22 protein-coding genes are annotated in these 24,773 nt (G+C 60.0%); 9 read left to right on the forward strand and 13 right to left on the reverse strand.

Annotation, left to right across the window (positions count from 1 at the left end; all coding sequences use genetic code 11):
• The first annotated feature begins 27 nt into the window (after positions 1-27).
• The 6 genes from ydcS (at position 28) to AC1Q9F_RS07965 (ending at position 7,275) form a co-directional block, all read left to right on the forward strand.
• Positions 28-1,179: a putative ABC transporter substrate-binding protein YdcS gene (gene ydcS, locus AC1Q9F_RS07940; protein ID WP_085609162.1), complete on the forward strand. Its 1,152-nt coding sequence runs from the start codon at positions 28-30 to the stop codon at positions 1,177-1,179.
• Between the two features lie 216 nt (positions 1,180-1,395).
• Positions 1,396-2,433 (forward strand): ABC transporter ATP-binding protein, encoded by a 1,038-nt coding sequence (locus AC1Q9F_RS07945; protein WP_492619607.1) that lies wholly within the window; start codon positions 1,396-1,398, stop codon positions 2,431-2,433.
• A 1-nt stretch (position 2,434) separates the two neighbouring features.
• Positions 2,435-3,370 (forward strand): ABC transporter permease, encoded by a 936-nt coding sequence (locus tag AC1Q9F_RS07950; protein ID WP_007954664.1) that lies wholly within the window; start codon positions 2,435-2,437, stop codon positions 3,368-3,370.
• Entirely contained in the window at positions 3,360-4,169 is an 810-nt protein-coding gene (locus AC1Q9F_RS07955) for an ABC transporter permease (RefSeq protein ID WP_134825601.1), read from the forward strand. The genes AC1Q9F_RS07950 and AC1Q9F_RS07955 overlap by 11 nt, the downstream gene beginning before the upstream one ends.
• 50 nt (positions 4,170-4,219) lie before the next feature.
• Positions 4,220-5,644 (forward strand): gamma-aminobutyraldehyde dehydrogenase, encoded by a 1,425-nt coding sequence (locus AC1Q9F_RS07960; RefSeq protein ID WP_492619606.1) that lies wholly within the window; start codon positions 4,220-4,222, stop codon positions 5,642-5,644.
• A 146-nt stretch (positions 5,645-5,790) separates the two neighbouring features.
• Complete coding sequence (locus AC1Q9F_RS07965) at positions 5,791-7,275, forward strand: APC family permease (protein ID WP_492619605.1); 1,485 nt, start codon at positions 5,791-5,793, stop codon at positions 7,273-7,275.
• 44 nt (positions 7,276-7,319) lie between these two features.
• Here the strand turns inward: AC1Q9F_RS07965 and AC1Q9F_RS07970 are convergent, their stop codons facing one another.
• The 3 genes from AC1Q9F_RS07970 to AC1Q9F_RS07980 form a co-directional block, all read right to left on the reverse strand.
• Positions 7,320-7,946: an RloB family protein gene (locus AC1Q9F_RS07970; protein WP_492619604.1), complete on the reverse strand. Its 627-nt coding sequence runs from the start codon at positions 7,944-7,946 to the stop codon at positions 7,320-7,322.
• Positions 7,947-7,948: 2 nt separating this feature from the next.
• Positions 7,949-9,202, reverse strand: coding sequence for an AAA family ATPase (locus tag AC1Q9F_RS07975; RefSeq protein ID WP_492619603.1), 1,254 nt, complete (start codon positions 9,200-9,202; stop codon positions 7,949-7,951).
• A 479-nt stretch (positions 9,203-9,681) separates the two neighbouring features.
• The gene (locus AC1Q9F_RS07980) at positions 9,682-9,867 is read right to left on the reverse strand and encodes a hypothetical protein (RefSeq protein ID WP_007954656.1); all 186 of its coding nucleotides are present in this window, start codon (positions 9,865-9,867) and stop codon (positions 9,682-9,684) included.
• 403 nt (positions 9,868-10,270) lie between these two features.
• Here AC1Q9F_RS07980 and AC1Q9F_RS07985 point away from each other — a divergent pair, with 403 nt between their 5' ends.
• Positions 10,271-11,899, forward strand: a complete 1,629-nt coding sequence (locus AC1Q9F_RS07985; protein ID WP_007954654.1) for a glucan biosynthesis protein D — start codon at positions 10,271-10,273, stop codon at positions 11,897-11,899.
• A gap of 12 nt (positions 11,900-11,911) precedes the next feature.
• On the opposite strand, the gene AC1Q9F_RS07990 is transcribed toward AC1Q9F_RS07985, so the two are convergent.
• From AC1Q9F_RS07990 to AC1Q9F_RS08005, 4 genes are all read right to left on the reverse strand, one after another.
• Positions 11,912-12,445 (reverse strand): GNAT family N-acetyltransferase, encoded by a 534-nt coding sequence (locus AC1Q9F_RS07990; protein WP_492619602.1) that lies wholly within the window; start codon positions 12,443-12,445, stop codon positions 11,912-11,914.
• A gap of 91 nt (positions 12,446-12,536) precedes the next feature.
• A complete protein-coding gene (locus AC1Q9F_RS07995) occupies positions 12,537-13,643 on the reverse strand; it encodes an NADH:flavin oxidoreductase/NADH oxidase (protein WP_085609151.1) in 1,107 nt (368 codons plus the stop codon).
• A 232-nt stretch (positions 13,644-13,875) separates the two neighbouring features.
• Positions 13,876-15,585, reverse strand: a complete 1,710-nt coding sequence (gene recJ / locus AC1Q9F_RS08000; protein WP_492619601.1) for a single-stranded-DNA-specific exonuclease RecJ — start codon at positions 15,583-15,585, stop codon at positions 13,876-13,878.
• Between the two features lie 54 nt (positions 15,586-15,639).
• Positions 15,640-16,182: a YaeQ family protein gene (locus AC1Q9F_RS08005; RefSeq protein ID WP_007954646.1), complete on the reverse strand. Its 543-nt coding sequence runs from the start codon at positions 16,180-16,182 to the stop codon at positions 15,640-15,642.
• Between the two features lie 146 nt (positions 16,183-16,328).
• Between AC1Q9F_RS08005 and AC1Q9F_RS08010 the strand changes: the two genes are divergently transcribed.
• Together AC1Q9F_RS08010 and AC1Q9F_RS08015 are read left to right on the forward strand one after the other, a co-directional pair.
• The gene (locus AC1Q9F_RS08010) at positions 16,329-17,528 is read left to right on the forward strand and encodes a CaiB/BaiF CoA transferase family protein (RefSeq protein WP_207985137.1); all 1,200 of its coding nucleotides are present in this window, start codon (positions 16,329-16,331) and stop codon (positions 17,526-17,528) included.
• Positions 17,529-17,541: 13 nt separating this feature from the next.
• Positions 17,542-18,435, forward strand: coding sequence for a TIGR02285 family protein (locus tag AC1Q9F_RS08015; RefSeq protein WP_240321673.1), 894 nt, complete (start codon positions 17,542-17,544; stop codon positions 18,433-18,435).
• Between the two features lie 174 nt (positions 18,436-18,609).
• On the opposite strand, the gene AC1Q9F_RS08020 is transcribed toward AC1Q9F_RS08015, so the two are convergent.
• From AC1Q9F_RS08020 to dsbC, 6 genes are all read right to left on the reverse strand, one after another.
• Positions 18,610-18,891, reverse strand: coding sequence for a DUF3509 domain-containing protein (locus AC1Q9F_RS08020; protein WP_207985136.1), 282 nt, complete (start codon positions 18,889-18,891; stop codon positions 18,610-18,612).
• Between the two features lie 164 nt (positions 18,892-19,055).
• Positions 19,056-19,463, reverse strand: a complete 408-nt coding sequence (locus tag AC1Q9F_RS08025; RefSeq protein ID WP_207985135.1) for a response regulator — start codon at positions 19,461-19,463, stop codon at positions 19,056-19,058.
• A 118-nt stretch (positions 19,464-19,581) separates the two neighbouring features.
• Entirely contained in the window at positions 19,582-20,952 is a 1,371-nt protein-coding gene (locus tag AC1Q9F_RS08030) for a transporter substrate-binding domain-containing protein (RefSeq protein ID WP_492619789.1), read from the reverse strand.
• Positions 20,953-21,071: 119 nt separating this feature from the next.
• The gene (thrC, locus tag AC1Q9F_RS08035; protein ID WP_007954636.1) at positions 21,072-22,481 is read right to left on the reverse strand and encodes a threonine synthase; all 1,410 of its coding nucleotides are present in this window, start codon (positions 22,479-22,481) and stop codon (positions 21,072-21,074) included.
• 67 nt (positions 22,482-22,548) lie between these two features.
• Positions 22,549-23,853 carry a homoserine dehydrogenase gene (locus tag AC1Q9F_RS08040; protein WP_492619600.1) on the reverse strand — a complete coding sequence of 435 codons (1,305 nt, stop codon included), beginning with the start codon at positions 23,851-23,853 and terminating at the stop codon, positions 22,549-22,551.
• A 132-nt stretch (positions 23,854-23,985) separates the two neighbouring features.
• Positions 23,986-24,717, reverse strand: coding sequence for a bifunctional protein-disulfide isomerase/oxidoreductase DsbC (dsbC, locus tag AC1Q9F_RS08045; RefSeq protein ID WP_007954633.1), 732 nt, complete (start codon positions 24,715-24,717; stop codon positions 23,986-23,988).
• Positions 24,718-24,773 lie beyond the last annotated feature (56 nt).

The following is a 24,773-nucleotide window of genomic DNA, read 5'->3' on the forward strand; positions in this document are numbered from 1 at the left end:
ACCATAATTTAAAGAAGAGGGTTCACCATGTTCGTGCACAAGACCGCACTGCTCAGTGCAATCACCACAGCCCTGCTGGCCAGCGCCAGTCTGCAGGCCGCCGAGCCGCTGAAAGCCGTCGGCGCCGGCGAAGGCCAGCTCGACATCGTCGCCTGGCCCGGCTACATCGAACGCGGTGAAAGCGACAAGGCCTACGACTGGGTGACCGGTTTCGAGAAGGAAACCGGCTGCAAGGTCAATGTGAAAACCGCCGCCACCTCTGACGAAATGGTCAGCCTGATGGCCAAGGGCGGTTACGACCTGGTGACCGCGTCGGGCGATGCCTCGCTGCGGTTGATCGTCGGCAAGCGTGTGCAGCCGATCAACACCGCGTTGATCCCGAACTGGAAGTCCCTCGACCCACGCCTGAAAGACGCGCCGTGGTACGTGGTCAACAACCAGACTTACGGCACCCCGTACCAGTGGGGCCCGAACGTGCTGATGTACAACACCAACGTGTTCAAGACCGCGCCGACCAGCTGGAACGTGGTGTTCGACGCGCAGAATCTGCCTGACGGCAAGCCGAACAAGGGCCGCGTGCAGGCTTATGACGGCCCGATCTACATCGCCGACGCGGCGCTCTACCTGAAATCCACCAAGCCTGAGCTGGGGATCAAGGATCCGTATCAGCTCACTGAAGATCAGTACAAGGCTGTGCTGGAACTGTTACGCGCGCAGCAGAAGCTGATCCACCGCTACTGGCACGACACCACCGTGCAGATGAGCGACTTCAAGAACGAAGGTGTGGTTGCGTCCAGCGCGTGGCCGTATCAGGTCAACGGCCTGATCAACGAGAAACAGCCAATCGCTTCGACCGTGCCGAAAGAAGGCGCCACCGGCTGGGCCGACACCACCATGCTGCACGCCGAAGCCAAGCACCCGAACTGCGCCTACAAGTGGATGGACTGGTCGCTGCAACCGAAAGTCCAGGGTGATGTGGCGGCGTGGTTCGGTTCGTTGCCGGCGGTTCCGGCGGCGTGTCAGGGCAGTGAGTTGCTCGGCGCTGAAGGCTGCAAGACCAACGGGTTCGATCAGTTCGACAAGATCGCTTTCTGGAAAACACCGCAGGCTGAGGGTGGGAAGTTTGTGCCGTATAGCCGGTGGACGCAGGACTACATTGCGATTATGGGCGGTCGCTGACACGCCGCTCTAGCCCGATCGTTCCCACGTCGAGGCGTCGAACCGTCTGCGTGGGAATGCAGCTCGTGACGCTCTGCGTCATCTCATGCGAATGGACGCGGAGCGTCCGGTGATGCATTCCCACGCAGAGCGTGGGAACGATCAACTCGAACACTGTTTTTCAGAAGTCCAGGCAGGGCCGCTGCGACGGCCCTCGCCTTTTTGGAGCACCGCATCATGACGCTTGCAGTCCAGTTCACCAACGTTTCCCGGCAGTTCGGCGAGGTGAAGGCCGTTGACCGGGTTTCCATCGACATCCAGGACGGCGAGTTCTTTTCCATGCTCGGCCCTTCCGGTTCGGGCAAGACCACGTGTCTGCGCCTGATCGCCGGGTTCGAGCAACCGAGCGCCGGCTCGATCCGCATTCACGGCGCCGAAGCCGCCGGTTTGCCGCCCTATCAACGCGACGTCAACACGGTGTTTCAGGATTACGCGCTGTTCCCGCACATGAACGTGCTGGACAACGTCGCCTACGGTTTGAAAGTCAAAGGCGTGAACAAGAACGAGCGCCACAAGCGCGCCGAAGAAGCATTGGAGATGGTCGCCCTCGGCGGCTACGGCGCGCGTAAACCGGTGCAGTTGTCCGGCGGTCAGCGCCAGCGAGTCGCCCTCGCCCGCGCGCTGGTGAATCGCCCGCGAGTGCTGTTGCTCGACGAACCGTTGGGCGCCCTCGACCTGAAGCTGCGTGAACAGATGCAGAGCGAACTGAAGAAGCTGCAACGCCAGCTCGGCATCACGTTCATCTTCGTCACCCACGACCAGACTGAAGCGCTGTCGATGTCCGACCGCGTGGCCGTGTTCAACAAGGGTCGCATCGAGCAAGTCGACACCCCGCGCAATCTGTACATGAAGCCCACCACCACTTTCGTCGCCGAATTCGTTGGCACTTCGAACGTGATTCGCGGCGATCTGGCGCGCCAGCTCAGCGGCCATCCACAGCCGTTCTCGATCCGCCCGGAGCACGTGCGTTTCGCCGAAGGCCCGTTGGCCAGCCATGAAATCGAAGTCAGCGGCCTGCTCCACGACATCCAGTATCAGGGCAGTGCCACGCGCTATGAACTGACCCTGGAAAACGGCCAGACCCTGAGCATCAGCCAGGCCAACAATCAGTGGATCGACAGCAGCGCGCAACACCAGACCGGTCAGCGCATCAGCGCTCGCTGGGCACGGGAAGCGATGATTCCGTTGCACGACACCGTTGCGAGCGGGGTGTGACATGACCGCCCTCGCCCTCCCTCAATCGGCGCCGTTGCGCAGGTTTTCCAACCTGCTCTATCGCAAGCCGAATTTGTATCTGTCGATGCTGCTGGTACCGCCGCTGCTGTGGTTCGGCGCGATCTATCTGGGCTCGCTGCTGGTGCTGTTGTGGCAAGGTTTCTACACCTTCGACGACTTCACCATGGCGGTCACGCCGGACCTGACCCTGGCCAACTTCGCCGCGCTATTCCAGCCGTCGAACTTCGACATCATCCTGCGCACCCTGAGCATGGCCGTCGTGGTGTCGATTGCCAGCGCCATCGTCGCGTTCCCGATTGCCTACTACATGGCGCGCTACACCACCGGCAAGACCAAGGCGTTTTTCTACATCGCGGTGATGATGCCGATGTGGGCCAGTTACATCGTCAAGGCCTACGCCTGGACGCTGCTGCTGGCCAAGGGCGGCGTGGCGCAGTGGTTCGTTCAGCACCTGGGGCTGGAACCGGTTCTGCAGTTCATTCTGGGGATTCCCGGGGTCGGCGGCAGCACCTTGTCGACCTCGCATCTGGGGCGGTTCATGGTGTTCGTCTACATCTGGCTGCCGTTCATGATCCTGCCGATCCAGGCCTCGCTGGAACGCCTGCCGCCGTCGTTGCTGCAAGCCTCCGCCGACCTTGGAGCCAAGCCACGCCAGACCTTCATGCAGGTGATTCTGCCGCTGTCGGTGCCGGGGATTGCCGCCGGTTCGATCTTCACCTTTTCACTGACCTTGGGCGACTTCATCGTGCCGCAACTGGTGGGGCCGCCGGGCTACTTCGTCGGCAGCATGGTCTACGCGCAGCAAGGCGCGATCGGCAACATGCCCATGGCTGCGGCGTTCACGCTGGTGCCGATCGTGCTGATCGCTATCTACCTGTCCATCGTCAAACGACTGGGGGCCTTCGATGCACTCTGAGAAAGCCTCTTTAGGCCTGAAAATCGCAGCCTGGGGCGGGTTGGTGTTTCTGCACTTCCCGATCCTGATCATCTTCCTCTACGCCTTCAACACCGAAGACGCGGCATTCAGCTTTCCACCAAAAGGCTTCACGCTGCACTGGTTCAGCGTGGCGTTTTCCCGGCCGGACGTGCTGGAAGCAATCAAGCTGTCGTTGCAGATCGCGGCCATCGCCACGCTGATCGCCATGGTGCTCGGCACGCTGGCTTCGGCAGCGTTGTACCGCCGGGATTTCTTCGGCAAACAGGGCATTTCGCTGATGCTGATCCTGCCGATTGCACTGCCGGGGATCATCACCGGGATCGCGCTGCTGGCGACCTTCAAGACGCTGGGGATCGAGCCGGGGATGTTCACCATCATCGTCGGCCACGCGACCTTCTGCGTGGTGATCGTCTACAACAACGTCATCGCCCGTTTGCGCCGTACCTCCCACAGCCTGATCGAGGCGTCGATGGATCTCGGCGCCGACGGCTGGCAGACCTTCCGCTACATCATCCTGCCGAACCTCGGCTCGGCGTTGCTCGCTGGCGGCATGCTCGCGTTTGCGCTGTCGTTTGACGAAATCATCGTCACCACCTTCACCGCCGGGCACGAGCGCACCTTGCCGCTGTGGTTGCTCAACCAGTTGAGCCGCCCGCGGGACGTGCCGGTGACCAACGTCGTGGCGATGCTCGTGATGCTCGTCACCATGCTGCCGATCCTCGGCGCCTACTACCTGACCCGGGGTGGCGAGAGCGTGGCCGGCAGCGGCGGTAAATGATTTCCCTGACCTTTCCCACCCTGAATTTGCAGTAGAAAGAGGACAACAACATGCAAACCAAACTCTTGATCAATGGCCAACTGGTCAACGGCGAAGGCCCGGCGCAACCGGTGCTCAACCCCGCACGCGGCGAAGTGCTGGTGGAAATCAACGAGGCCACCGAAGCCCAGGTCGATGCCGCCGTGCGCGCCGCCGACAGTGCTTTCGCCGAATGGTCGCAGACCACACCGAAAGACCGTTCGCTGTTGCTGCTCAAACTCGCCGACGCCATCGAAGCCCACGGCGAAGAGCTGGCCAAACTGGAATCGGACAACTGCGGTAAACCCTACAGCGCCGCGCTGAACGACGAGATCCCGGCGATTGCCGACGTGTTCCGTTTCTTCGCCGGCGCCAGCCGTTGCATGAGCGGTTCGGCGGGCGGCGAATACCTGCCCGGCCACACCTCGATGATCCGCCGCGACCCGGTCGGCGTAATCGCCTCTATCGCGCCGTGGAACTACCCGCTGATGATGGTCGCCTGGAAAATCGCCCCGGCCCTCGCCGCCGGTAATACCGTGGTGCTCAAGCCGTCGGAACAAACCCCGCTGACCGCGTTGCGTCTGGCCCAACTGGCGTCGGAAATTTTCCCGGCCGGTGTACTCAATCTGGTGTTCGGGCGTGGGCCGAGCGTAGGCAGCCCGCTGGTGACCCATCCGAAAGTGCGCATGGTGTCGCTGACCGGCTCCATCGCCACCGGTTCGAACATCATTTCCAGCACCGCCGACAGCGTCAAACGCATGCACATGGAACTGGGCGGCAAGGCCCCGGTGATCATCTTCGACGACGCCGACATCGACGCTGCGGTCGAAGGCATTCGCACCTTCGGCTTCTACAACGCCGGCCAGGACTGCACCGCTGCGTGTCGGATCTACGCCCAGCAAGGCATCTACGACAAGTTCGTCGAGAAGCTCGGCGCGGCGGTCAGCAGTATCAAGTACGGCTTGCAGGATGATCCGTCGACCGAGCTCGGGCCGCTGATCACCGCCCAGCATCGCGACCGCGTGGCCGGGTTTGTCGAACGCGCCGTGGCGCAACCGCACATTCGCTTGATCACTGGCGGCAAGGCTGTGGACGGCAATGGCTTCTTCTTCGAACCAACCGTGCTGGCCGATGCGCAGCAGGACGACGAAATCGTCCGCCGCGAAGTGTTCGGGCCGGTAGTGTCGGTGACCAAATTCACCGATGAAGCCCAGGCGCTGGAGTGGGCCAACGATTCGGACTACGGCCTGGCGTCCTCGGTATGGACGGCGGATGTAGGACGCGCCCATCGACTGTCCGCGCGGTTGCAGTACGGCTGCACCTGGGTAAATACGCACTTCATGCTTGTCAGCGAAATGCCGCATGGCGGTCAGAAACTGTCCGGCTACGGCAAGGACATGTCCATGTACGGGCTGGAGGACTACACCACGGTTCGGCATGTGATGTTCAAACACTAAAAGCATTCCCCCCGGCTTCAAGGCAGAAACCGGTCATCCGCATCACCAGGCATTCAAAACAATAACTACCGATCCGGGCGGCGCTCACCAAGCCCCGCCACGGTTTCGGCCATCCGAAATCTGCCGATTTCACGGAGCAAACACACATGAGTGCATCACCCGATCTCTCAGCCGCCGTTGCCGACAGCGATGCCGAACAACTGCGCCAACTGGGCTACACCTCCAACTTCAACCGCAGCATGAGCCTGTGGGAAAACTTCGCGTTGGGCTTCACTTACCTGTCACCGGTCGTAGGGGTTTATACCCTGTTCGGCCTGTGCCTGGCCGCTGGCGGTCCACCGATGTTCTGGGCCTATTTGCTGGTCGGTTGCGGGCAATTGCTGGTGTGCCTGATCTTCGGCGAAGTGGTTTCGCAGTTCCCGATTTCCGGCGGCGTTTATCCTTGGGCACGTCGCCTGGTGGGCAAGAAATGGGCATGGATGGTCGGCTGGATCTACTCCATCGCGCTGTGCGTGACCATCGCCGCCGTTGCGGTCGGCGCCGGCCCGTACCTCGCGGCCATGCTCGGTTTTGAGCCGAGCAACAACACCAACATCGTCATCGCTCTGGTGCTGACGCTGTTCGCCACACTGGTCAACCTCAGCGGCACCAAAGTTCTGGCGCGGATCGCCATGTTCGGCTTCCTCTGCGAACTGGTGGGCGCGGTGATCGTCGGCGTTTACCTGCTGATCTTCGAGCGCCACCAGCCGATCAGCGCGCTGTTCAACACTTTCGACATCAGCGTCGACGGTTCCTACCTGCCGGCGTTCCTCACCGCTTCGCTGGCGGGGATGTTCCTCTACTACGGCTTCGAGGCCTGCGGCGACGTCGCCGAAGAAACCCCGAACCCAAGCAAGAAAATCCCGGTGGCCATGCGCATGACCATCTACATCGGCGGCATCGCGGCGATGTTCGCTTGCCTGGCGCTGATCCTCGCCGTGCCGGACATGCAAGCGGTGATCAACGGCACCGACAAGGACCCGGTCACCACCATCCTCAACAACGCTTTCGGCCCGGTCGGCTCGAAAGTGGTGATGGGCGTGGTAATGATTTCCTTCATCTCTTGCGTCATCAGCCTGCAAGCGGCGGCGAGTCGTCTGCTGTACTCCTACGCTCGCGATGAAATGGTCATCGGCAGCCGACTGCTGAAAAAGATTTCTCCTACAACCCAAGTGCCGGTTGCTGCGCTGTTCGTGTCCGGCGTCCTGCCTGGCCTGATCATCGCCCTCGGCTTCTTCCTGCAAGACGCCGTGGCCACCATCGTCAGCTTCGCCGCCATCGGCATCTACCTCGCATTCCAGATGATCGTCCTCGCCGCCCTGTACGCCCGCAGCAAAGGCTGGAAACCCAGCGGCAAATTCACCCTCGGCGCCTGGGGCTGGCCGGTGAACATCGGCGCGCTGGTGTACGGCGTCGGCGCAATCATCAACATGGCCTGGCCACGCACGCCGGATGCGGCGTGGTACATCAACTATGCGATGGTGCTGAGCACGGCGATCGTGATTGGGTTGGGGTTGATTTACATGTGGATTGGCAAGCCGTATGACCATGGGAAGGCGCCGGCTGGGGATGCGTGGAAAGTGGGTCGGTAACAGAGCACAACCTGCCCGCAGGGATGCGGGCATGGTTCGTATGACTAGATCAATTGTGGTCTGGAGAGGGATTCAAACTCATCCATCAGTAAATGGATTTCTGTACTTGGGTTGGGCTCACCACTGACAGAAACATCCTCAAGAATTTTCGGTGCCAGCGTTCTCGCCACATTGAATGGTTCTCCAAGCAGTTGAGTGAAATAGCTGATGTCCTTTCCCTTTTCATATCCAAACATGCCGGGCTTCGCTCTCAGGCTTTTGGTAACCAGATCACCCGGAGAGTTTTTCCCGACCGACCTGAAAGGCTTTCGATTGAAACCAAAGTGCAGCAGAAGCCAAAACTCAAAACATGGATACGAGGCGATAACTGTGATCCTGGGATGAGACCTCGCAACATTCAGTGCCCGCTCGAAGCACAAGTGGGTATCACGATCCAACACACAGAACACTTTGTCGAACTGCTTTTGTCGCACAACCGCGCGCTCGACTATCCCGCTCGGATGCGTAATGCCGCAATGGACGATTTCAACTTGTGCCTTGGCCCGAAAATAAAACGCGGCCTCCTCCAGATAACGCTTCCCTGACTTACTGTCCTCACACAAGATCAACACTTTCGGCTGCGCCTTGAAACGTGAACCCTTTCGATCAAACGACCTGTTCGAGCCCACCATTCTCAATCCCGCCTTATCAGCGGCAATCCGCGATAGCGGCCTTCGAGATAGCGTTTCTCGACATCCTCACTTTCCCGTCCCTCAAAATCGTGCACGGAAAACAGGCAGGTAGCGCCGTGGGCATCGCGTTCGGTGATCCAGAACTGATCCCGCCTGAGAATCTTTTCATTCATCAGATGCGTGTCGTGAGTGGTAAAGATCAACTGAGTGTCCAGACCACTGCTCAAGTGCTTGCCAATCAAGTCCGCCACGATTTCAGGATGAAGGCTGCTGTCCAGTTCATCGACACACAAAACCCCGCTGCCCCCGGCCTGATTCATCATGAACCAGGGTAACCAGAAGCCGATAAGATTCTTTGTGCCACACGACTCTTCAGAAAAATCGAATTCGGCGTCACCTGAGACACCGGAATGCGTAAGGGTCAGCTTGTCCTTTTGCGCCGCCGCGAAGAACTCTTTCAAAGTCAGTTTTCCATTGCCCGAGGTCGCTATGTCTTCGTCCGCGTTTAGTTGAATGGCCGATACAGGAATATCCAGAGCCTTGAGAAAGTCGCGAAGATCACTCGTATGATTCTTGACCATTTTCAGAAACCGAATCGACGCTGTGGACAAACCAATCATGTTGTTCTGTTCCACTACCAGCAACCCGGTTTGAAACCAACTGAACGGTAAGCGCAACTGGCTCAACTCTTCGCTGCTATTAGCAACGGCTTGCGCGATAAACAACATCTTCGGACTGGTTAATCGACGCCAGGCATTGTGTACCTCCTTGCCACCTTCAAGGGTTTTACCAAACACATAGTGCTCACCCGCCGCATCAAGCTGACGGCGATAGAGCAGGGTTTCCTTTCCTTTGGGATAGACGAGCAATTGCTCCTGAACAACCCTCTGGGCAGTCAGTCCGAGCACGAACCGATAACGCAGCCCGGCTTGTATAAAGTCGTACTCAAAGAGGCTGGGGGCATCATTCAAAGCCCGGTCAAACCGGAAAGGTGAAACCGGCAGTGCATCGTCATTTGATCCCGAAGGAACCGCCATCAAGCGTCCCACGATTCCCATTGCGCGGATCAATGAAGATTTCCCGGCAGCGTTCGGGCCGTAGATTGCCGCGACCTTCAATAAATCAGGGAGTCTTTCAGCAGTGATGGGAGGCTTGAAGGTATTACGCGATTTGCTCAGACGAGGATTGGCCGCCATGGACAGGGTTTGCCTGTCCCGAAACGAGCGGTAATTGGAAACCGAAAATTCGATCAGCATGTAGAAAACCTGCAGTTCATTCCTGGAATTCGAATAAATAAAGGAAAAACTGCGGCGCAGGGGCTGCCTCTCTGCAGCACATGCAAAAACAGGAAATTCCTACAGACGTTGCTTACGAGAACGATCTTCAATTCCTACAACCAGCGTCGTCAGAGTAGACCTGGCACCGCTAGCGCCTGACCGATAGGCTTTGTCCCGTTGCAGCCCAATTAGTAGCTGAGGTCGAAGCCGGAAATCTGTCAACACGGTGTTTGCCCTTCATTGAACTGTGGTTTTTCCGAACCTCACTTCTGCGTTATGGCGGGCCGCGTGGCGCGGGCCTTCCGGTTTTGCCGTGTTGACGGGAAGTATCCCGACTTCGAACGCCACTCGGTTCGCCACCCGACTTGTCGAAGGGGTTGATGCAACCGCAGCATCCCGATAAGTCTCAATAACGAAAAAGGGGCGAACTTCACAGTCCGCCCCTTTGGTTTTTCACTTCAAAACCGCGAAACACTCCTCATCGCATCCACCAGATACCGCATCGCAATCCGGTCGCTTTCCGACAACTCGCGGTAACGCTCCACCAGTTTCAGTTCGTCAGGACTGAGCCGGCGTCTTCGCCGGACGTTGGTGAGGCAGGGAAAGATGCCCAACATTTCGGTGATGCCTTGTCCTTTTGTCATGGACGATGTCCTTTTCCAGTACGTCAGAAATTTTCGAAAACCGCATCGCCCTGCTCCTTTAAGCAGCGATTTGAGCCCTGCCGGTCGGATGGGGCGTGACCGGCGATGCCCATAGAATAGAAATTAAATCGGCGCTGAAAAGCTGTTTTTAGAGTAATTAGTCGAAAAAAGCAGATATGCCCTATAAATCAGAAAAGGCTGTGGGATAAGTAACCGTAACGTCTTGTTTCATTGAGACGCTGTCGCCGTGCTATCAATGAATTTTGCAAAATCAGCGAACGGATTAAGCTAGCGGGCATCTGTTACTAGTCCGTAGCGTTTGGCCGAAGGCTTGTCCGAACCGTAATTTCTGATCCAGTACGTGCCAGGAACGGCGCGGGATTGTCCACGACAGGTTGTATCTATGCACCGCAGGAATTTGCTCAAAGCGTCCATGGCCATTGCGGCTTACACCGGCCTTTCCGCCTCGGGCCTGCTCGCCGCACGTGCCTGGGCCGCCTCTGGCGGTGCCGCCGACGGTGAAGCCCAGGCCTTCGACTTCGAAACGCTGAAGCGCCAGGCCAAGCAACTGGCCGGCAGCGCGTATCAGGACACCAAACAGGTGCTGCCGCCGACCCTGGCGACCATGACCCCGCAGAACTTCAACGCGATCCGCTACGACGGCGAGCATTCGCTGTGGAAGGAGAACAAGGGTCAGTTGGATGTGCAGTTCTTCCACGTCGGCATGGGTTTCCGTCAGCCGGTGCGCATGTACAGCGTCGATCCGAAGACCCGCACGGCCCGCGAGGTGCATTTCCGCCCTCAGCTGTTCAACTATGAAAACACTTCGGTCGACACCCAGCAGCTCAAGGGCGACCTGGGTTTTGCCGGCTTCAAGCTGTTCAAGGCACCGGAACTGGATCGCCATGACGTGGTGTCGTTCCTCGGCGCCAGCTACTTCCGCGCGGTGGATGCCACTGGCCAATATGGCCTATCCGCCCGTGGCCTGGCCGTCGACACCTACGCCAAGAAACGCGAAGAATTCCCTGACTTCACCAAGTTCTGGTTCGAGACTCCGGATCAGAACGCGACCCGCTTTGTGGTCTACGCCCTGCTCGACTCGCCGAGCGCGACCGGCGCCTACCGCTTCGACATCGACTGCCAGGCCGAGCGCGTGGTGATGGAAGTCGACGCCCACATCAATGCCCGCACAGCTATCGAACAACTGGGCATCGCGCCGATGACCAGCATGTTCAGCTGCGGCACCCACGAGCGCCGGATGTGCGACACCATCCACCCGCAGATCCATGACTCGGATCGTCTGGCCATGTGGCGCGGCAACGGCGAGTGGATCTGCCGTCCGCTGAACAACCCGGCGACCCTGCAATTCAACGCCTTCGCCGACACCGATCCGAAAGGTTTCGGCCTGGTGCAGACCGACCACGAATTCGCCAACTATCAGGACACCGTCGACTGGTACAGCAAGCGTCCGAGTCTGTGGGTAGAACCTACAACCGCATGGGGCGAAGGCTCCATCGATCTGCTGGAAATTCCTACAACCGGCGAAACCCTCGACAACATCGTCGCGTTCTGGACGCCGAAGAAACCGGTAGCGGCCGGCGATTCGCTGAACTACGGCTACAAGCTCTACTGGAGCGCCCTGCCGCCGGTCGGTACGCCGCTGGCGCGGGTGCATGCGACCCGTTCGGGCATGGGTGGATTCGTCGAAGGCTGGGCACCGGGCGAACATTACCCGCCGGTCTGGGCCCGTCGTTTTGCCGTGGACTTCACGGGTGGCGGCCTCGATCGCCTGCCGCAGGGCACCGGGATCGAACCGGTGGTGACCTGCTCCAACGGCAAGGTGCAGGATTTCAGCGTGCTGGTGCTGGATGACATCAAGGGCTACCGGATCCTGTTCGACTGGTACCCGACCAATGACAGCGTTGAGCCGGTTGAACTGCGTCTGTTCATCCGCACCAACGACCGCACGCTGAGCGAGACCTGGTTGTACCAGTACTTCCCGCCGGCGCCGGACAAGCGCAAGTACCCTTGATGCGTTGAGCCGTCAGGCCAACGGGCAGTACAAGTGGATATCGTGGGGTTCAAGATCAAACAGCTCGGGATCCGGTTGCGTCAGCAACCGGCAACCCTGGCGCTGATAGAACTCCACGGTATTGCGCGACTCGGTCGCCGACACGTACAACGCCTCGGCGCCGACTTCCCGACCATGCTCGCAAGCCAATGCAAACAACCTCCCGCCCAATCCCTGCCCGCGCCAGGCACGGCTGATGTGCAAAAACTTCAACTGCCGCATTTTCAGGCCCTGATTGTGAATAACCCGGTTATCCACAACCACCGCTGCCACCAGTGTCTCGCCATCGAAAAGCCCGTGTAGCCATCCGCCGCTGCGCCAGCATTTTTCCAATACCCGCGCATTCTCCTCCGCCTCCCCTTCGGGCCAGCCGCGCATGTCGAAACGCGTCGGATACAGAATCAGCTCACCGTTTTCCATGCGATAACACTCTTCGACCAACTCACTGCGGTCGATCAGCGCCAACAGTGGCAAGTCCGATTCAGTCAGCTCTCGTTCGATCAACATTACGATCCATTCCTTTGCGATTCCAAACAACAGGCAAGAAAAAACCCGCCGGTTCAATGGCGGGTTTTATAGGCTTTGCGACCGGTCGGAATCAATCCCGCAGGTCAGACTCGTGAATCGGCTGATCCCGATGGGTCGCGCGTTGATATTGCGCCGGCCACACCGCTTTGCGTCCGCCCAGGTCATCGTCGGCATGCAGCGGCCAGTACGGATCACGCAGCAACTCACGGGCGAGGAAGATGATGTCGGCCTGACAGGTTCTCAGGATGTGCTCGGCCTGCGCAGGCTCGGTAATCATTCCCACGGTGCCGGTGGCGATGCCTGACTCCTTGCGCACCCGCTCGGCGAAGCGCGTCTGATAACCCGGCCCCACGGGGATTTCGGCGTTGACCGCCGTACCACCCGATGACACATCGATCAGGTCAGCCCCCAAGGCTTTCAGGCGTCGCGCCAGCTCCACGGTTTCATCAGGGTTCCAGCCGTCTTCCACCCAATCGGTGGCCGACAGGCGCACAAACACCGGCAGTTCTTCCGGCCACACCGCGCGTACCGCCTCGGTCACTTGCAGTACCAGACGAATGCGGTTTTCGAACGAACCGCCGTATTGATCGCGGCGCTGATTACTCAGCGGCGACAGAAACTGGTGCAACAGATAACCGTGCGCCGCATGCACTTCGACCACACTGAAACCGGCGGTCAGTGCACGTTTGGCTGCGGCCACAAAATCCTGAATGACCTGCGCGATCTGACTCTCATCAAGTTGTTTCGGTTGGGTGTGTTGCGGGTCAAAGGCAATCGGCGAAGGCCCCACCGGCGTCCAGCCGCCGTCATCCGGTTTGACGCTGCCATGCTTGCCGATCCACGGCCGATGGGTGCTGGCCTTGCGCCCGGCGTGGGCCAGTTGAATGCCGGCCACTGCGCCCTGCGCGTTGATGAAACGGGTGATGCGTTGCAGCGGTGCGATCTGTTCGTCGTTCCACAGGCCCAGGTCTTCGGCGGTGATCCGCCCGTCGGCCGTGATCGCCGTGGCTTCGGTAAATACCAGGCCAGCGCCCCCCACGGCACGACTGCCGAGGTGCACCAGATGCCAGTCGTTGGCCAGGCCATCGACGCTGGAGTACTGGCACATGGGCGACACGGCGATGCGGTTGGACAGGGTCAGTTGGCGAAGGGTAAAGGGTTCAAGCAGCAGACTCATGGGGCACCTCTCAAATCAGTGGGCAGGCTCCAGGGTTCTGTTTGAAAAGTCGACGAGTGACAGGAAAAAGGTGCAGCACCCGCCCCCGCGGGCAAAAAATTCGACAAGACGTCACAAGGCCAATCAAGCAGTGCTTAGAGCCTAGTCGACATCCGGGGATGAGGGAGGGTTCAGAAATGAAACAGCACAATTGAAGGTGCCTGCGCCCCTTCAGCAAGGGGCGCAACGACCTTTAGCGCGGTTCGATGTGGGCGATCATCAACTGCACGGTCTCATTGCCGCGAAACTCGTTGAGATCGAGTTTGTAGGCCAGTTCGACCCATTTGATCGTCGGGTTCGGCCAGATATCGCGATCAATCCCGAAGGCGATACCGTCGAGTTTCACCGAACCGCATTCGGTTTTCAGCACCACTTTCAGGTGTCGTTCCCCGACCACCCGCTGCTCGACCAACTGGAACACCCCGTGAAACAGCGGCTCCGGGAAATGCTGACCCCATGGCCCGGCGTGACGCAGGGCGCGGGCCAGTTCCAGATGAAATTCCTCGACTGCCAGCGTGCCGTCCGACAGCAGGCGCCCGGTCAGATCCTCTTCGCGAAGCTGCCTACGCACTTCGGCGTCAAATGCCTCGGCGAACAACGGAAAATTCTCCTGCGGCAAGGTCAGACCGGCCGCCATGGCGTGACCGCCATACTTGGCGATCAGATCCGGATGCTGCGCCGCGACCACGCTCAACGCATCGCGGATATGGAAACCCTGCACCGAACGCCCCGAGCCCTTGAGCAAACCGTCGCCAGCATCGGCGAAGGCGATGGTCGGGCGGAAATACCGCTCCTTCATCCGCGACGCCAGAATACCGATGACACCCTGGTGCCACTCCGGATCGAACAGGCAAAGACCGAACGGCATCGACTCGATCGGCAAGTCCTTGAGCTGCGCCAGCGCTTCACGCTGCATGCCTTGCTCGATGGATTTGCGATCCTGGTTCATGCCGTCCAGTTGCGCGGCCATTTCTCGGGCCAGCGCAGCGTCGTGGGTCAGCAGGCATTCGATGCCCAGGCTCATGTCATCCAGACGCCCCGCCGCGTTCAGGCGCGGGCCGACGATGAAACCGAGATCGGTAGAGGTAATGCGCGAAGCTTCACGCTTGGCCACTTCAAGGATCGCCTTGATCCCCGGACGCGCACGTCCGGCGCGAATTCGTTCCAGGCCCTGGTGCACCAGAATCCGGTTGTTGGCATCCAGCGGCACCACGTCGGCAACGCTGCCCAGCGCCACCAGATCCAGCAGTTCGCCGATGTTCGGCTGAGGCTTACTCTCGTACCAGCCGAGGCTGCGCAGACGTGCACGCAACGCCATCAACACGTAGAAAATCACCCCGACGCCGGCCAGTGCCTTGCTCGGGAACTCGCAGCCGGGCTGGTTCGGATTGACCAGTGCATCAGCCTGCGGCAGTTCATCGCCGGGCAAGTGGTGGTCGGTGATCAACACCTTCAAGCCGTGGCGTTTCGCGGCCGCAACACCTTCAACACTGGAGATACCGTTGTCGACGGTGATCAACAGTTGCGGCTCGCGGGTCATCGCGACTTCGACGATTTCCGGGGTCAGGCCGTAGCCGTATTCGAAGCGGTTCGGCACCAGATAATCGACGTGCGCCGCGCCCAGCAGGCGCAAACCGAGCACGCCGACGGTGCTGGCCGTCGCGCCGTCGGCGTCGAAGTCGCCGACGATCAGGATCCGCTGACGCTGCTCCAGCGCCGTCACCAGCAGGTCTACCGCCGCATCGATCCCTTTGAGCTGCTGGAACGGAATCAGCCGCGCCAGGCTCTTGTCCAGCTCCGCCTCGGACTGCACGCCCCGCGCCGCGTACAGGCGGGTCAGTAGCGGTGGCAGTTCACCGAGAAACGGCAGAGTGGCGGGCAACGGGCGAGGATCGATACGCATGGGGTGACAGGAGCTTCTCTTGAATACGTGGGATTTTTCGGGAGTAACGCGGACTTAGCCGCGCTCGCCTTGCAGCCAGGTGAGCTGGACTTCGTGCTGACCGCGATCGTCGGTGACGAAGATCGTGCCTTCACTGATCATCACGTCCCACTTGATGACGCGGGGCATGTCCTGGGCCAGGGTTTCCAGCACTTCCTGCGGCACGGCGGCAATGTTGACGTTCTTCAGGTTCTTGATCGCCGGGATCACCTTGCCTTCCCAGACACGCAGGCTGCCGTAGGCCAGCAGGCTGGTGCGCTCGGTGCGACGGGAGCACCAAGTCAGGCGATCCGCATCTGGCTGGCCGACTTCGATCCAGTGCAGGACACGATCATCCAGGCTCTTTTCCCACAGCGCAGGTTCATCCACGTCCGACAGACCACGACCGAACGACAGTTGCTCGTTGTACCAGAGCGCGTAGGCCAACAGGCGTACGGTCATGCGTTCTTCGGTTTCCGAAGGGTGACGGGCGATGGTCTGCTTCACGTTCTCGTAGACGCTGCGGTCGAGATCGGTGAGGTTCAGTTCGAATTTGTAGGTAGTGGACGGCTGGGCCATGAACGGGCTTCTTGATACGAGGAAAGTCGGCAAGTCTAACCGATGCTGTAGGCAATCCACGAATTGATGGCAATCAACGTTGCGCGACTGACAGCCGGCTATGTTAAAACGCTGTATCTGCTCAGCCTTGTCCTACAGGATCTCGCATGCCGTTCGCCAACAAACCGCTCAGCGGTCTGAAAGTCATTGAATTGGGTACTTTGATTGCCGGGCCGTTTGCTTCGCGCATCTGCGGCGAATTCGGCGCCGAAGTGATCAAGATCGAGTCGCCGGATGGCGGTGATCCACTGCGCAAGTGGCGCAAGTTGTACGAAGGCACCTCGCTGTGGTGGTTCGTCCAGGCGCGCAACAAAAAGTCCCTGACGCTGAACCTGAAACACCCCGACGGCCTGGCGATCCTGAAAAAACTGCTGGGCGAAGCCGATATCCTGATCGAGAACTTTCGCCCCGGTGTGCTGGAAAAACTCGGCCTGAGCTGGGAAACCCTGCATGCGCTGAACCCGAAACTGGTGATGGTGCGATTGTCCGGTTTCGGCCAGACCGGGCCGATGAAGGATCAACCAGGTTTCGGTGCGGTCGGCGAATCCATGGGCGGCCTGCGCTACATCACCGGTTTCGAAGACCGCCCGCCGGTACGCACCGGGATTTCCATCGGCGACTCGATTGCCGCCCTGTGGGGCGTGATCGGTGCGTTGATGGCCCTGCGTCATCGCGAGGTCAACGGCGGTCTCGGCCAGGTGGTCGATGTGGCGCTGTACGAAGCGATCTTCGCCATGATGGAAAGCATGGTGCCGGAGTTCGATGTGTTCGGCTTCATTCGTGAACGCACCGGCAACATCATGCCGGGAATCACGCCCTCCTCGATCCACACCAGCGCCGATGGCAAACACGTGCAGATCGGCGCCAACGGCGATGCGATCTTCAAGCGCTTCATGCTTATCATCGGCCGTGAAGATCTGGCCAATGACCCGGCGCTGGCCAGCAACGACGGGCGCGACACCCGCCGCGACGAGTTGTACGGCGTGATCGACCGCTGGGTCAATTCGCTGCCGCTGCAAACCGTGCTGGATCTGCTGAATCAGGCCGAAGTGCCAGCCAGCCGGATCTTCAGCGCCGAAGACATGTTCAACGATCCGCAGTACCTGGCCCGGGAAATGTTCCTGCACGCCAAGCTGCCGGACGGCAAACCCTTCAAGATGCCGGGCATCGTGCCGAAACTCTCTGATACACCCGGCACGTCCGAATGGGTCGGACCGCAGCTCGGTGAACACAATGCGCAGGTACTCCACGATCTTGGCTACGACGAGAAGCAGATCGCCCGGCTGCGCGAAGACGGAGCCATCTGAGCTGAAGCGCCTGATGCCCTCGGCCTCGAACCGCGCTCACCATTGGTGGACATGGCGGTTGTTCGGCCTGCTATTTCTGCTGGTGCTGCCGGCGTGGGCACAGGCCAAACCGACGTTGATCTGGCTGCTGCGCGACCTGCCGCCGCTGACGATCTTCGAAGGCCCGAAAAAGGGCCAGGGCGTTATCGATCAATTGATGCCGATGCTGATTGCCGGCATGCCGCAATACGAACACACCTTGATGCGTGTCAATCGCGCCCGCGGCATTCAAATGCTTCATGAGCATCCCTTCGCCTGCGATCCGTCGCTGATCTGGAACAAGGAACGCGCCCAGTGGATCGCCTTCTCCATTCCCGCGTTTCGCGCGGTCAGCAATGGCCTGGTGGTTCGCCAGAGAGATCGCGAAGTGCTGGAGCCGTTTCTGGTCGAGGGTGAAGTCGATCTGTCGGCGTTTCTGGCCAACGGCGAGCGAAAAGTCGGAGTGGTCGCGGAACGCAGTTATGGCGAGTACATCGATACATTGCTGCATCAGGCACCGAGCGGCGCGCTGACGCCGCACTACGGCAACGATGCGCTCAGCAGCCTGCTGTCGATGCAACGTCTGGGGCGTTTGCAGGTGGTGCTGGGTTACTGGCCGGAAATCCGTTACCAGGCGCGCCAGGCCGAGATCGCCGAGGACGAACTGCTGTTCTTCCCGATTCGCGGCACGGGCAAATACCTGTCGGGCCATGTCGGCTGCACCGACACCACAGCGGGTCGACAGGCGATCACTGAGATCAATCAGCTGTTGCGCACCCTGCCCCACGAACATCTCGACCAGCTCTACGCCGACTGGCTCGACCCCGAGAGACGCCAGGACTATCTGGAACAGGCGCGAATTTTCTTCGAGCAGCAAGCCGCTCAGTGAAATCCGGGCAAAAAGAAACCCCGAGAAGTGGGGAGACGACTCGGGGTTAAACGTGGTCTGTATCAAAGACCCGTAGCAGCAAGCGACAAGCACCGGAGCACAATGCTTGATCCTGCTGTTACGGGGTCTGACTGATCCGGGTGCAGGAAGGTTCCCACAAAAGAAAAATCAGTTTCAGAGAGTCGGGTGCTTGTCGAGGGCTGCGTTTCGCAACGCCGCGATCACACAGGGTTCCAGCCGGCCTTCGGCAATCAGGATGTCACGGTGCAGGCCGTCGACCACATCCGTCAGCTGGCGCTTGTCGCTTAATTGCGCCTGATTGAATTCGCGCTCCACCACGATCGCGCCGCTGCCGTTCTTCAAGGTCACCAGGCATTCGCCAAGGCGACCGCGAGGGGTCAACGTTACCTGATACGGGCTCAGAGCCTCACCGAGCAATAGACTGATACTTTCCATCTCGATCTCCACTCAATAGTCCGAAAACACAGTGTCTGGGGCGTGTTCACAGTAAATGACCACCGGCCCGAGAGGAAAGTTCTGCCTGCCGCCGGCCTCTCCCGGAGCGTCACCGGCCTATCGGAGCATGCATGGGGAAGATGACAGAAAAATAACCATGGGGCTCAAGCGTCGACGGAATCCCTGGGGATGGACATGTAGGTGTCCAGCAGACTCCTCATCAACACCGCCGAGACCGGCGTGTGCAGGCGGCCCAGCAAGGTGATCCGGTGCTCGCCCAGCAAGGTTTCCAGATCCTCCAGCAGGCTGGGTGCCACGGCACCCAGCAGAATCATCGCCCGCGCGTCCTGCCGGTCGGCCAGATGCCGGATCAGCGCCAGCCCGTCGCCGTTCTGCAATTGTGGATTGCACAGGGTGATGTCAACCGCTCCGCGACGTTCCAGTGAGCGCTTGGCCGAGCCCAGCGAGGGCGCGGTCAGTACATCGTAGATACCGATGGCGTTGAGCATCTGGTGCAACGCCATCAGCTGGAACGGATTGGGTTCTAGAATCAGGATCTTGAGCGAGCGCATGGGACGACCTCTGGAGCGACAATCGCGGATTCACGCCGCAGTGGCCTGTCACTCTAGGGCAGTCGTCCTAAGCCTCCCATCAGAAAAGGAATCGCGGCTTATAGGACTTTTCCCATCTTTAATGCAGACATCGACACCCGCTCTCCTTCCGCCGCTCGGTGATGTCCGTCCAGCCTCCGAGCAGGCCACGCAGCTTTCCGTCGGCACTGTAAAACGGCACCGTCCACTGATAGATCTGACGGGGGCCGCTCTTGAACATCAGCTGTCGTTTGCTGAAGCGCGTTTTACGTGTGCCCAGCTGCGCCATGAATTCGTCGTGCAGCATCAATGCCGTGGCCTGTGGCAGTGCATCGAATTCGAACAGCATCCGGCCCCTTACCTGTTCGAGCCGGACCGACAGTGCATCTTCATAACTGCGGTTGCACATGATCAACCGGCCCTGCAGATCGCGAACGAACACCGGGTCGGGCATTGCATTGATCAATGCATGTTGAAAGGCCAGTTGATCACCCAGATCCTTTTCGGCCGCCCGTCGCTGTTTTACTTCGGCCGCCAGTCGACGGTTCCACAGCAACGGCAATAGCCCGAACAAGCCGAGCCCGCCCATCGCCCAGCATCCCCACTTGATCAGGAGCGAGCTGATCGAGGGTGCAGATGTGTGAGAAATGCCATCCAGCCATTTCAGGCGCATGGCACGCAGCTCGGCCGCCGAGAAAGCGCCCAATGCCTTGTTCAGGATGCTCACAAGCTCAGGCAGCCCTTTGCGTACCGCCAGATGATCCGCCTCCCACTTGCCCTCCACCAGACCACCGACCTTGAGCAGGCCCGAGGGAAACAGCTGAGCGCCGATCTCGTTTTCGATGGTGGCGTAGGCCTCTCCACTCTCGACCAGCGCCCGCGCCTCGGCATAGGTTTTGACCGAACGGATCTCGATCGACGGGAAGTCGCGTCGAATGTTGTTCTCAAGCGCGTGTCTGGCCGGCAGCACCAGTACCCGCTTGGCCAACGCCGCCAGCGACTGTATCGCGGGTTCATCAGCATGCCCGACGAACACCCAGCCGGCACCGCCGAACGCGTGACTGAAGTCCAGAAATGCCTTGCGCTCGTCATTCATTGCCAACGTCGTGCTGATGTCGGCCTCACCACTCTGGAGCCGTTCCAGCATGTGGTCGGTGGAAAACGACTCCTGATGGACGAACTGCAATCCGGTCATGGCGCTGATGTGCTTGAGCACATCGTTGTTCAAGCCGCACCACTGGCCATGTTCGTCCTGAAACAGATACAACGGGTATTGCACCGAAGCAACGGTCACCCGGGGGTTATCTCGAATCCACTGACGCTCATGCTCATCCAGCTCGATGGGCTGAACAGCTTCCACCGTGTCGGAGTGCCTCGTCAGATGGGCGGCTTCGGTCCACTGAGACAACCCGAAGTACCCCAATAAAAACAACCAGCACAGCGCTGGTTTCAATCCTGAAAAAAACCGCATTGCCACATCCTTCGTCAACGACTCGCCCGTCCTTCCTGGGCGAAACGCGCGCAGTGTGGCATGCAAAAACAAGAAAGCCCGTCAGGAGACGGGCTTCAAAATGTGACAGCTTTACGGGCTTAAAGAGGCTTGCCGCGGTTGCCATGCTGACTGACAAAGGCTTGCACGGCTTTGAGCTCGTTCGCCAGCACAGTGCAGCGCTCTTCTCTCTCAAACAAATCAGAAAGATGTGCAGGTAGTTCGAGAGCTTTTCCTACACCGGCTTTCTCCACCGCGTCCGGGAACTTGACCGGATGCGCCGTGCCCAGAATCACCATCGGGATGTCCAGACTGCGGCGGCATTCGCGAGCGGCTTTCACACCGATGGCGGTGTGCGGATCCAGCACTTCACCGGTCTGCTCGTAGACTTCGGCGATGGTTTCGCAGGTTTGCGCATCGTCCACGGCCAGCGAATCGAAGAGCTTGCGGGCTTCGGTCCAGCGTTCCTGTTCGACGCTGAAACCGCCGCCCTGTTTGAATGAATCCATCAGCCCGGCAATCGCCGCGCCGTTGCGACCGTGCAGGTCGAACAGCAGCCGTTCGAAGTTCGACGAGACCATGATGTCCATCGACGGCGACAGCGTGGCGTGCAGGGTTTCCTTGACGTACTGGTTGCCGCTCATGAAGCGGTGCAGGATGTCGTTACGGTTGGTGGCGACGATCAACTGGTTGATCGGCAGGCCCATATTGCGCGCCAGGTAACCGGCGAAGATGTCGCCGAAGTTGCCGGTCGGCACCGAGAACGACACCGAGCGCGCCGGGCCGCCCAGTTGCAGGGCTGCGTGGAAGTAGTAAACGATCTGGGCCATGATCCGCGCCCAGTTGATCGAGTTCACTGCCACCAGACGGGTGCCCTTGAGGAAGCTCTGGTCGGCGAAGCTCGCCTTGACCATTTCCTGGCAGTCATCGAAGTTGCCTTCGATGGCGATGTTGTGGATGTTCTCACCGAGGATGGTGGTCATCTGCCGACGCTGAACTTCGGACACACGGTTGTGCGGGTGCAGGATGAAGATGTCGACGTTTTCGCAGTGCTTGCAGCCCTCGATGGCGGCCGAACCGGTGTCACCGGAGGTGGCGCCGACGATGACCACGCGCTCGCCGCGCTTTTCCAGCACGTAGTCGAGCAAACGACCGAGCAGTTGCAGGGCGAAATCCTTGAACGCCAGGGTCGGGCCGTGGAACAGCTCCAGCACCCATTCGTTGCCGTTCAGCTGACGCAGCGGCGCCACGGCGTTGTGGGCGAACACACCGTAGGTTTCTTCAAGAATTTTTTTGAAATCGGCGTCCGGAATGCTGCCGGTGACGAACGGGCGCATGACGCGGAAAGCCAGCTCGTGGTACGGCAGGCCGGCCCAGGAGGCGATTTCTTCCTGGGTGAAACGTGGCAGGTTTTCCGGGACGTACAGACCGCCGTCGGTGGCGAGACCGGCCAGCAGGACGTCTTCGAAATTCAGGGCCGGTGCCTGGCCGCGGGTACTGATGTAACGCATGACTGACTCCAAATGGACAGTGTTCACGACACCGGCCCCGCTGACGGAACCGGTGAAGGAGATCGGCTTAGTTCAAGTGCTCGACGCGGATCCGCACAACCGGACCGACCACGCCCGCCAGCGCTTCGAGGGCGGCGATCGCGTCGTTGATGTGCTGCTCCAGCACGCGGTGGGTCAGCAGGATCATCGGCACCAGGCCGTCGTGTTCCTCGACTTCCTTCTGCATGATCGACTCGATGTTGATGCCGCGCTCCGAGAGGATGCTCGCCACCTGAGCGAGTACGCCCGGATGGTCCTTGGCCTGGATGCGCAGGTAGTAGGCGCTTTCGCAGGCTTCGATCGGCAGGATCGGATGGGCCGACAGCGAGTCCGGCTGGAAGGCCAGGTGCGGCACGCGGTTTTCCGGGTCGGAGGTCATGGCGCGAACCACGTCCACCAGATCCGCGATCACCGACGAAGCAGTCGGCTCCATGCCGGCGCCGGCGCCGTAGAACAGGGTCGAACCGGCAGCGTCACCGTTGACCATCACCGCGTTCATCACGCCGTTGACGTTGGCGATCAGACGATCGGCCGGGATCAGCGTCGGGTGTACGCGCAGCTCGATACCGGCGGCGGTGCTGCGTGCCACGCCCAGGTGCTTGATGCGGTAGCCCAGCGCTTCGGCGTAGTTCACGTCGGCGGTGGTCAGCCTGGTGATGCCTTCGGTGTAAGCCTTGTCGAATTGCAGCGGAATACCGAATGCGATCGATGCCAGGATCGTCAGCTTGTGCGCGGCGTCGATGCCTTCGACGTCGAACGTCGGATCGGCTTCGGCGTAGCCCAAGGCTTGCGCTTCGGCCAGCACGTCTTCGAAGGTGCGACCCTTCTCGCGCATTTCGGTGAGGATGAAGTTGCCGGTGCCATTGATGATCCCGGCGACCCAGTTGATACGGTTGGCGGACAGGCCTTCACGGATCGCCTTGATCACCGGAATGCCGCCGGCTACCGCCGCTTCGAATGCCACGATCACGCCTTTCTCGCGTGCCTTGGCGAAAATTTCATTACCGTGAACGGCAATCAGAGCCTTGTTCGCGGTGACCACATGCTTGCCATTCTCGATGGCCTTGAGTACCAGCTCGCGGGCAACGGTGTAGCCGCCCATCAGCTCTATGACGATGTCGATCTCAGGGTTCGTGGCCACTTCGAAGACATCGTTGGTAATCGCAATACCGGTCGTCTGGAACTGAGGCTTTGGCGTGCGCATGGCAATTTGTGCCACTTCGATTCCACGCCCGGCACGACGAGCAATTTCCTCGGCGTTGCGCTGAAGTACGTTGAAGGTTCCGCCACCGACGGTCCCTAACCCACAGATGCCTACTTTGACCGGTTTCACTGTGAACTCCCCATAAAACGGCCGACACGAGGCCGGCCGTGAAAACAACCGCAGGTTCGCGGCTCTCTGTTGATGGCCCGGCAATCCTGCCGCCGGACCACGCTCGTCAACGCCTGAGCGTGACGATGCGAATTACTTCGCGCCCAGCGCCAGTTTGGCGACTTGTGGCGCAGGCTGGTAGCCCGGAATGACTTGTCCGTCGGCCAAAACGATGGCCGGCGTGCCGTTCACGCCGATCGACTGACCGAGGGCGAACTGCTTGGAAACCGGGTTCTCGCACTTGGCGGCCTTGATTTCCTTGCCATCGACCATTTTGTCCATGGCGGCTTTCTTGTCTTTCGAGCACCACACGGCTTGCAGCTGTTCGTCACCCGGCGAGCCCAAGCCCTGGCGCGGGAACGCCACGTAACGCACTTCGATGCCGCGCTTGTTCAGCTCGGGCACTTCGGCGTGCAGCTTGTGGCAGTACGGGCAGGTGGTGTCTGTGAAAACGGTGATGTGCGACTTGGTTTCGCCCACGGCCGGGTAAACCACGGTCTCGGCCACCGGGATCGCATTGATCAGTTTGGAAATGCCCAGGCGCTCGGTCTTCTCGGTCAGGTTGACCGGTTTGCCGTCCTTGAGCTGGAACATGTAGCCCTGAACGATGTACTGGCCGTCGGCGCTGGCGTAAAGCACGCGGCTGCCCTTGAGCTTGACTTCGTACAGGCCCGGCAGCGGACTGGCGGTGATGGTGTCCACCGGCACATCGAGCTGGAGGTTTTCCAGGCTTTGGCGAATCGCTTTGTCGGCCGCGTCATCGGCGACGGCAAAGGTGCTGACCAACGCAATGGCTGCGGCGGCGAAAATCTGGGTCAGACGCATGAGAACTCCTGAAGGCGGACAAATGGAACGATCAGAACGCCCGTGCCGGAACACCG

The sequence above is a fragment of the Pseudomonas sp. GW823-FHT04A03 genome (assembly GCF_058796615.1).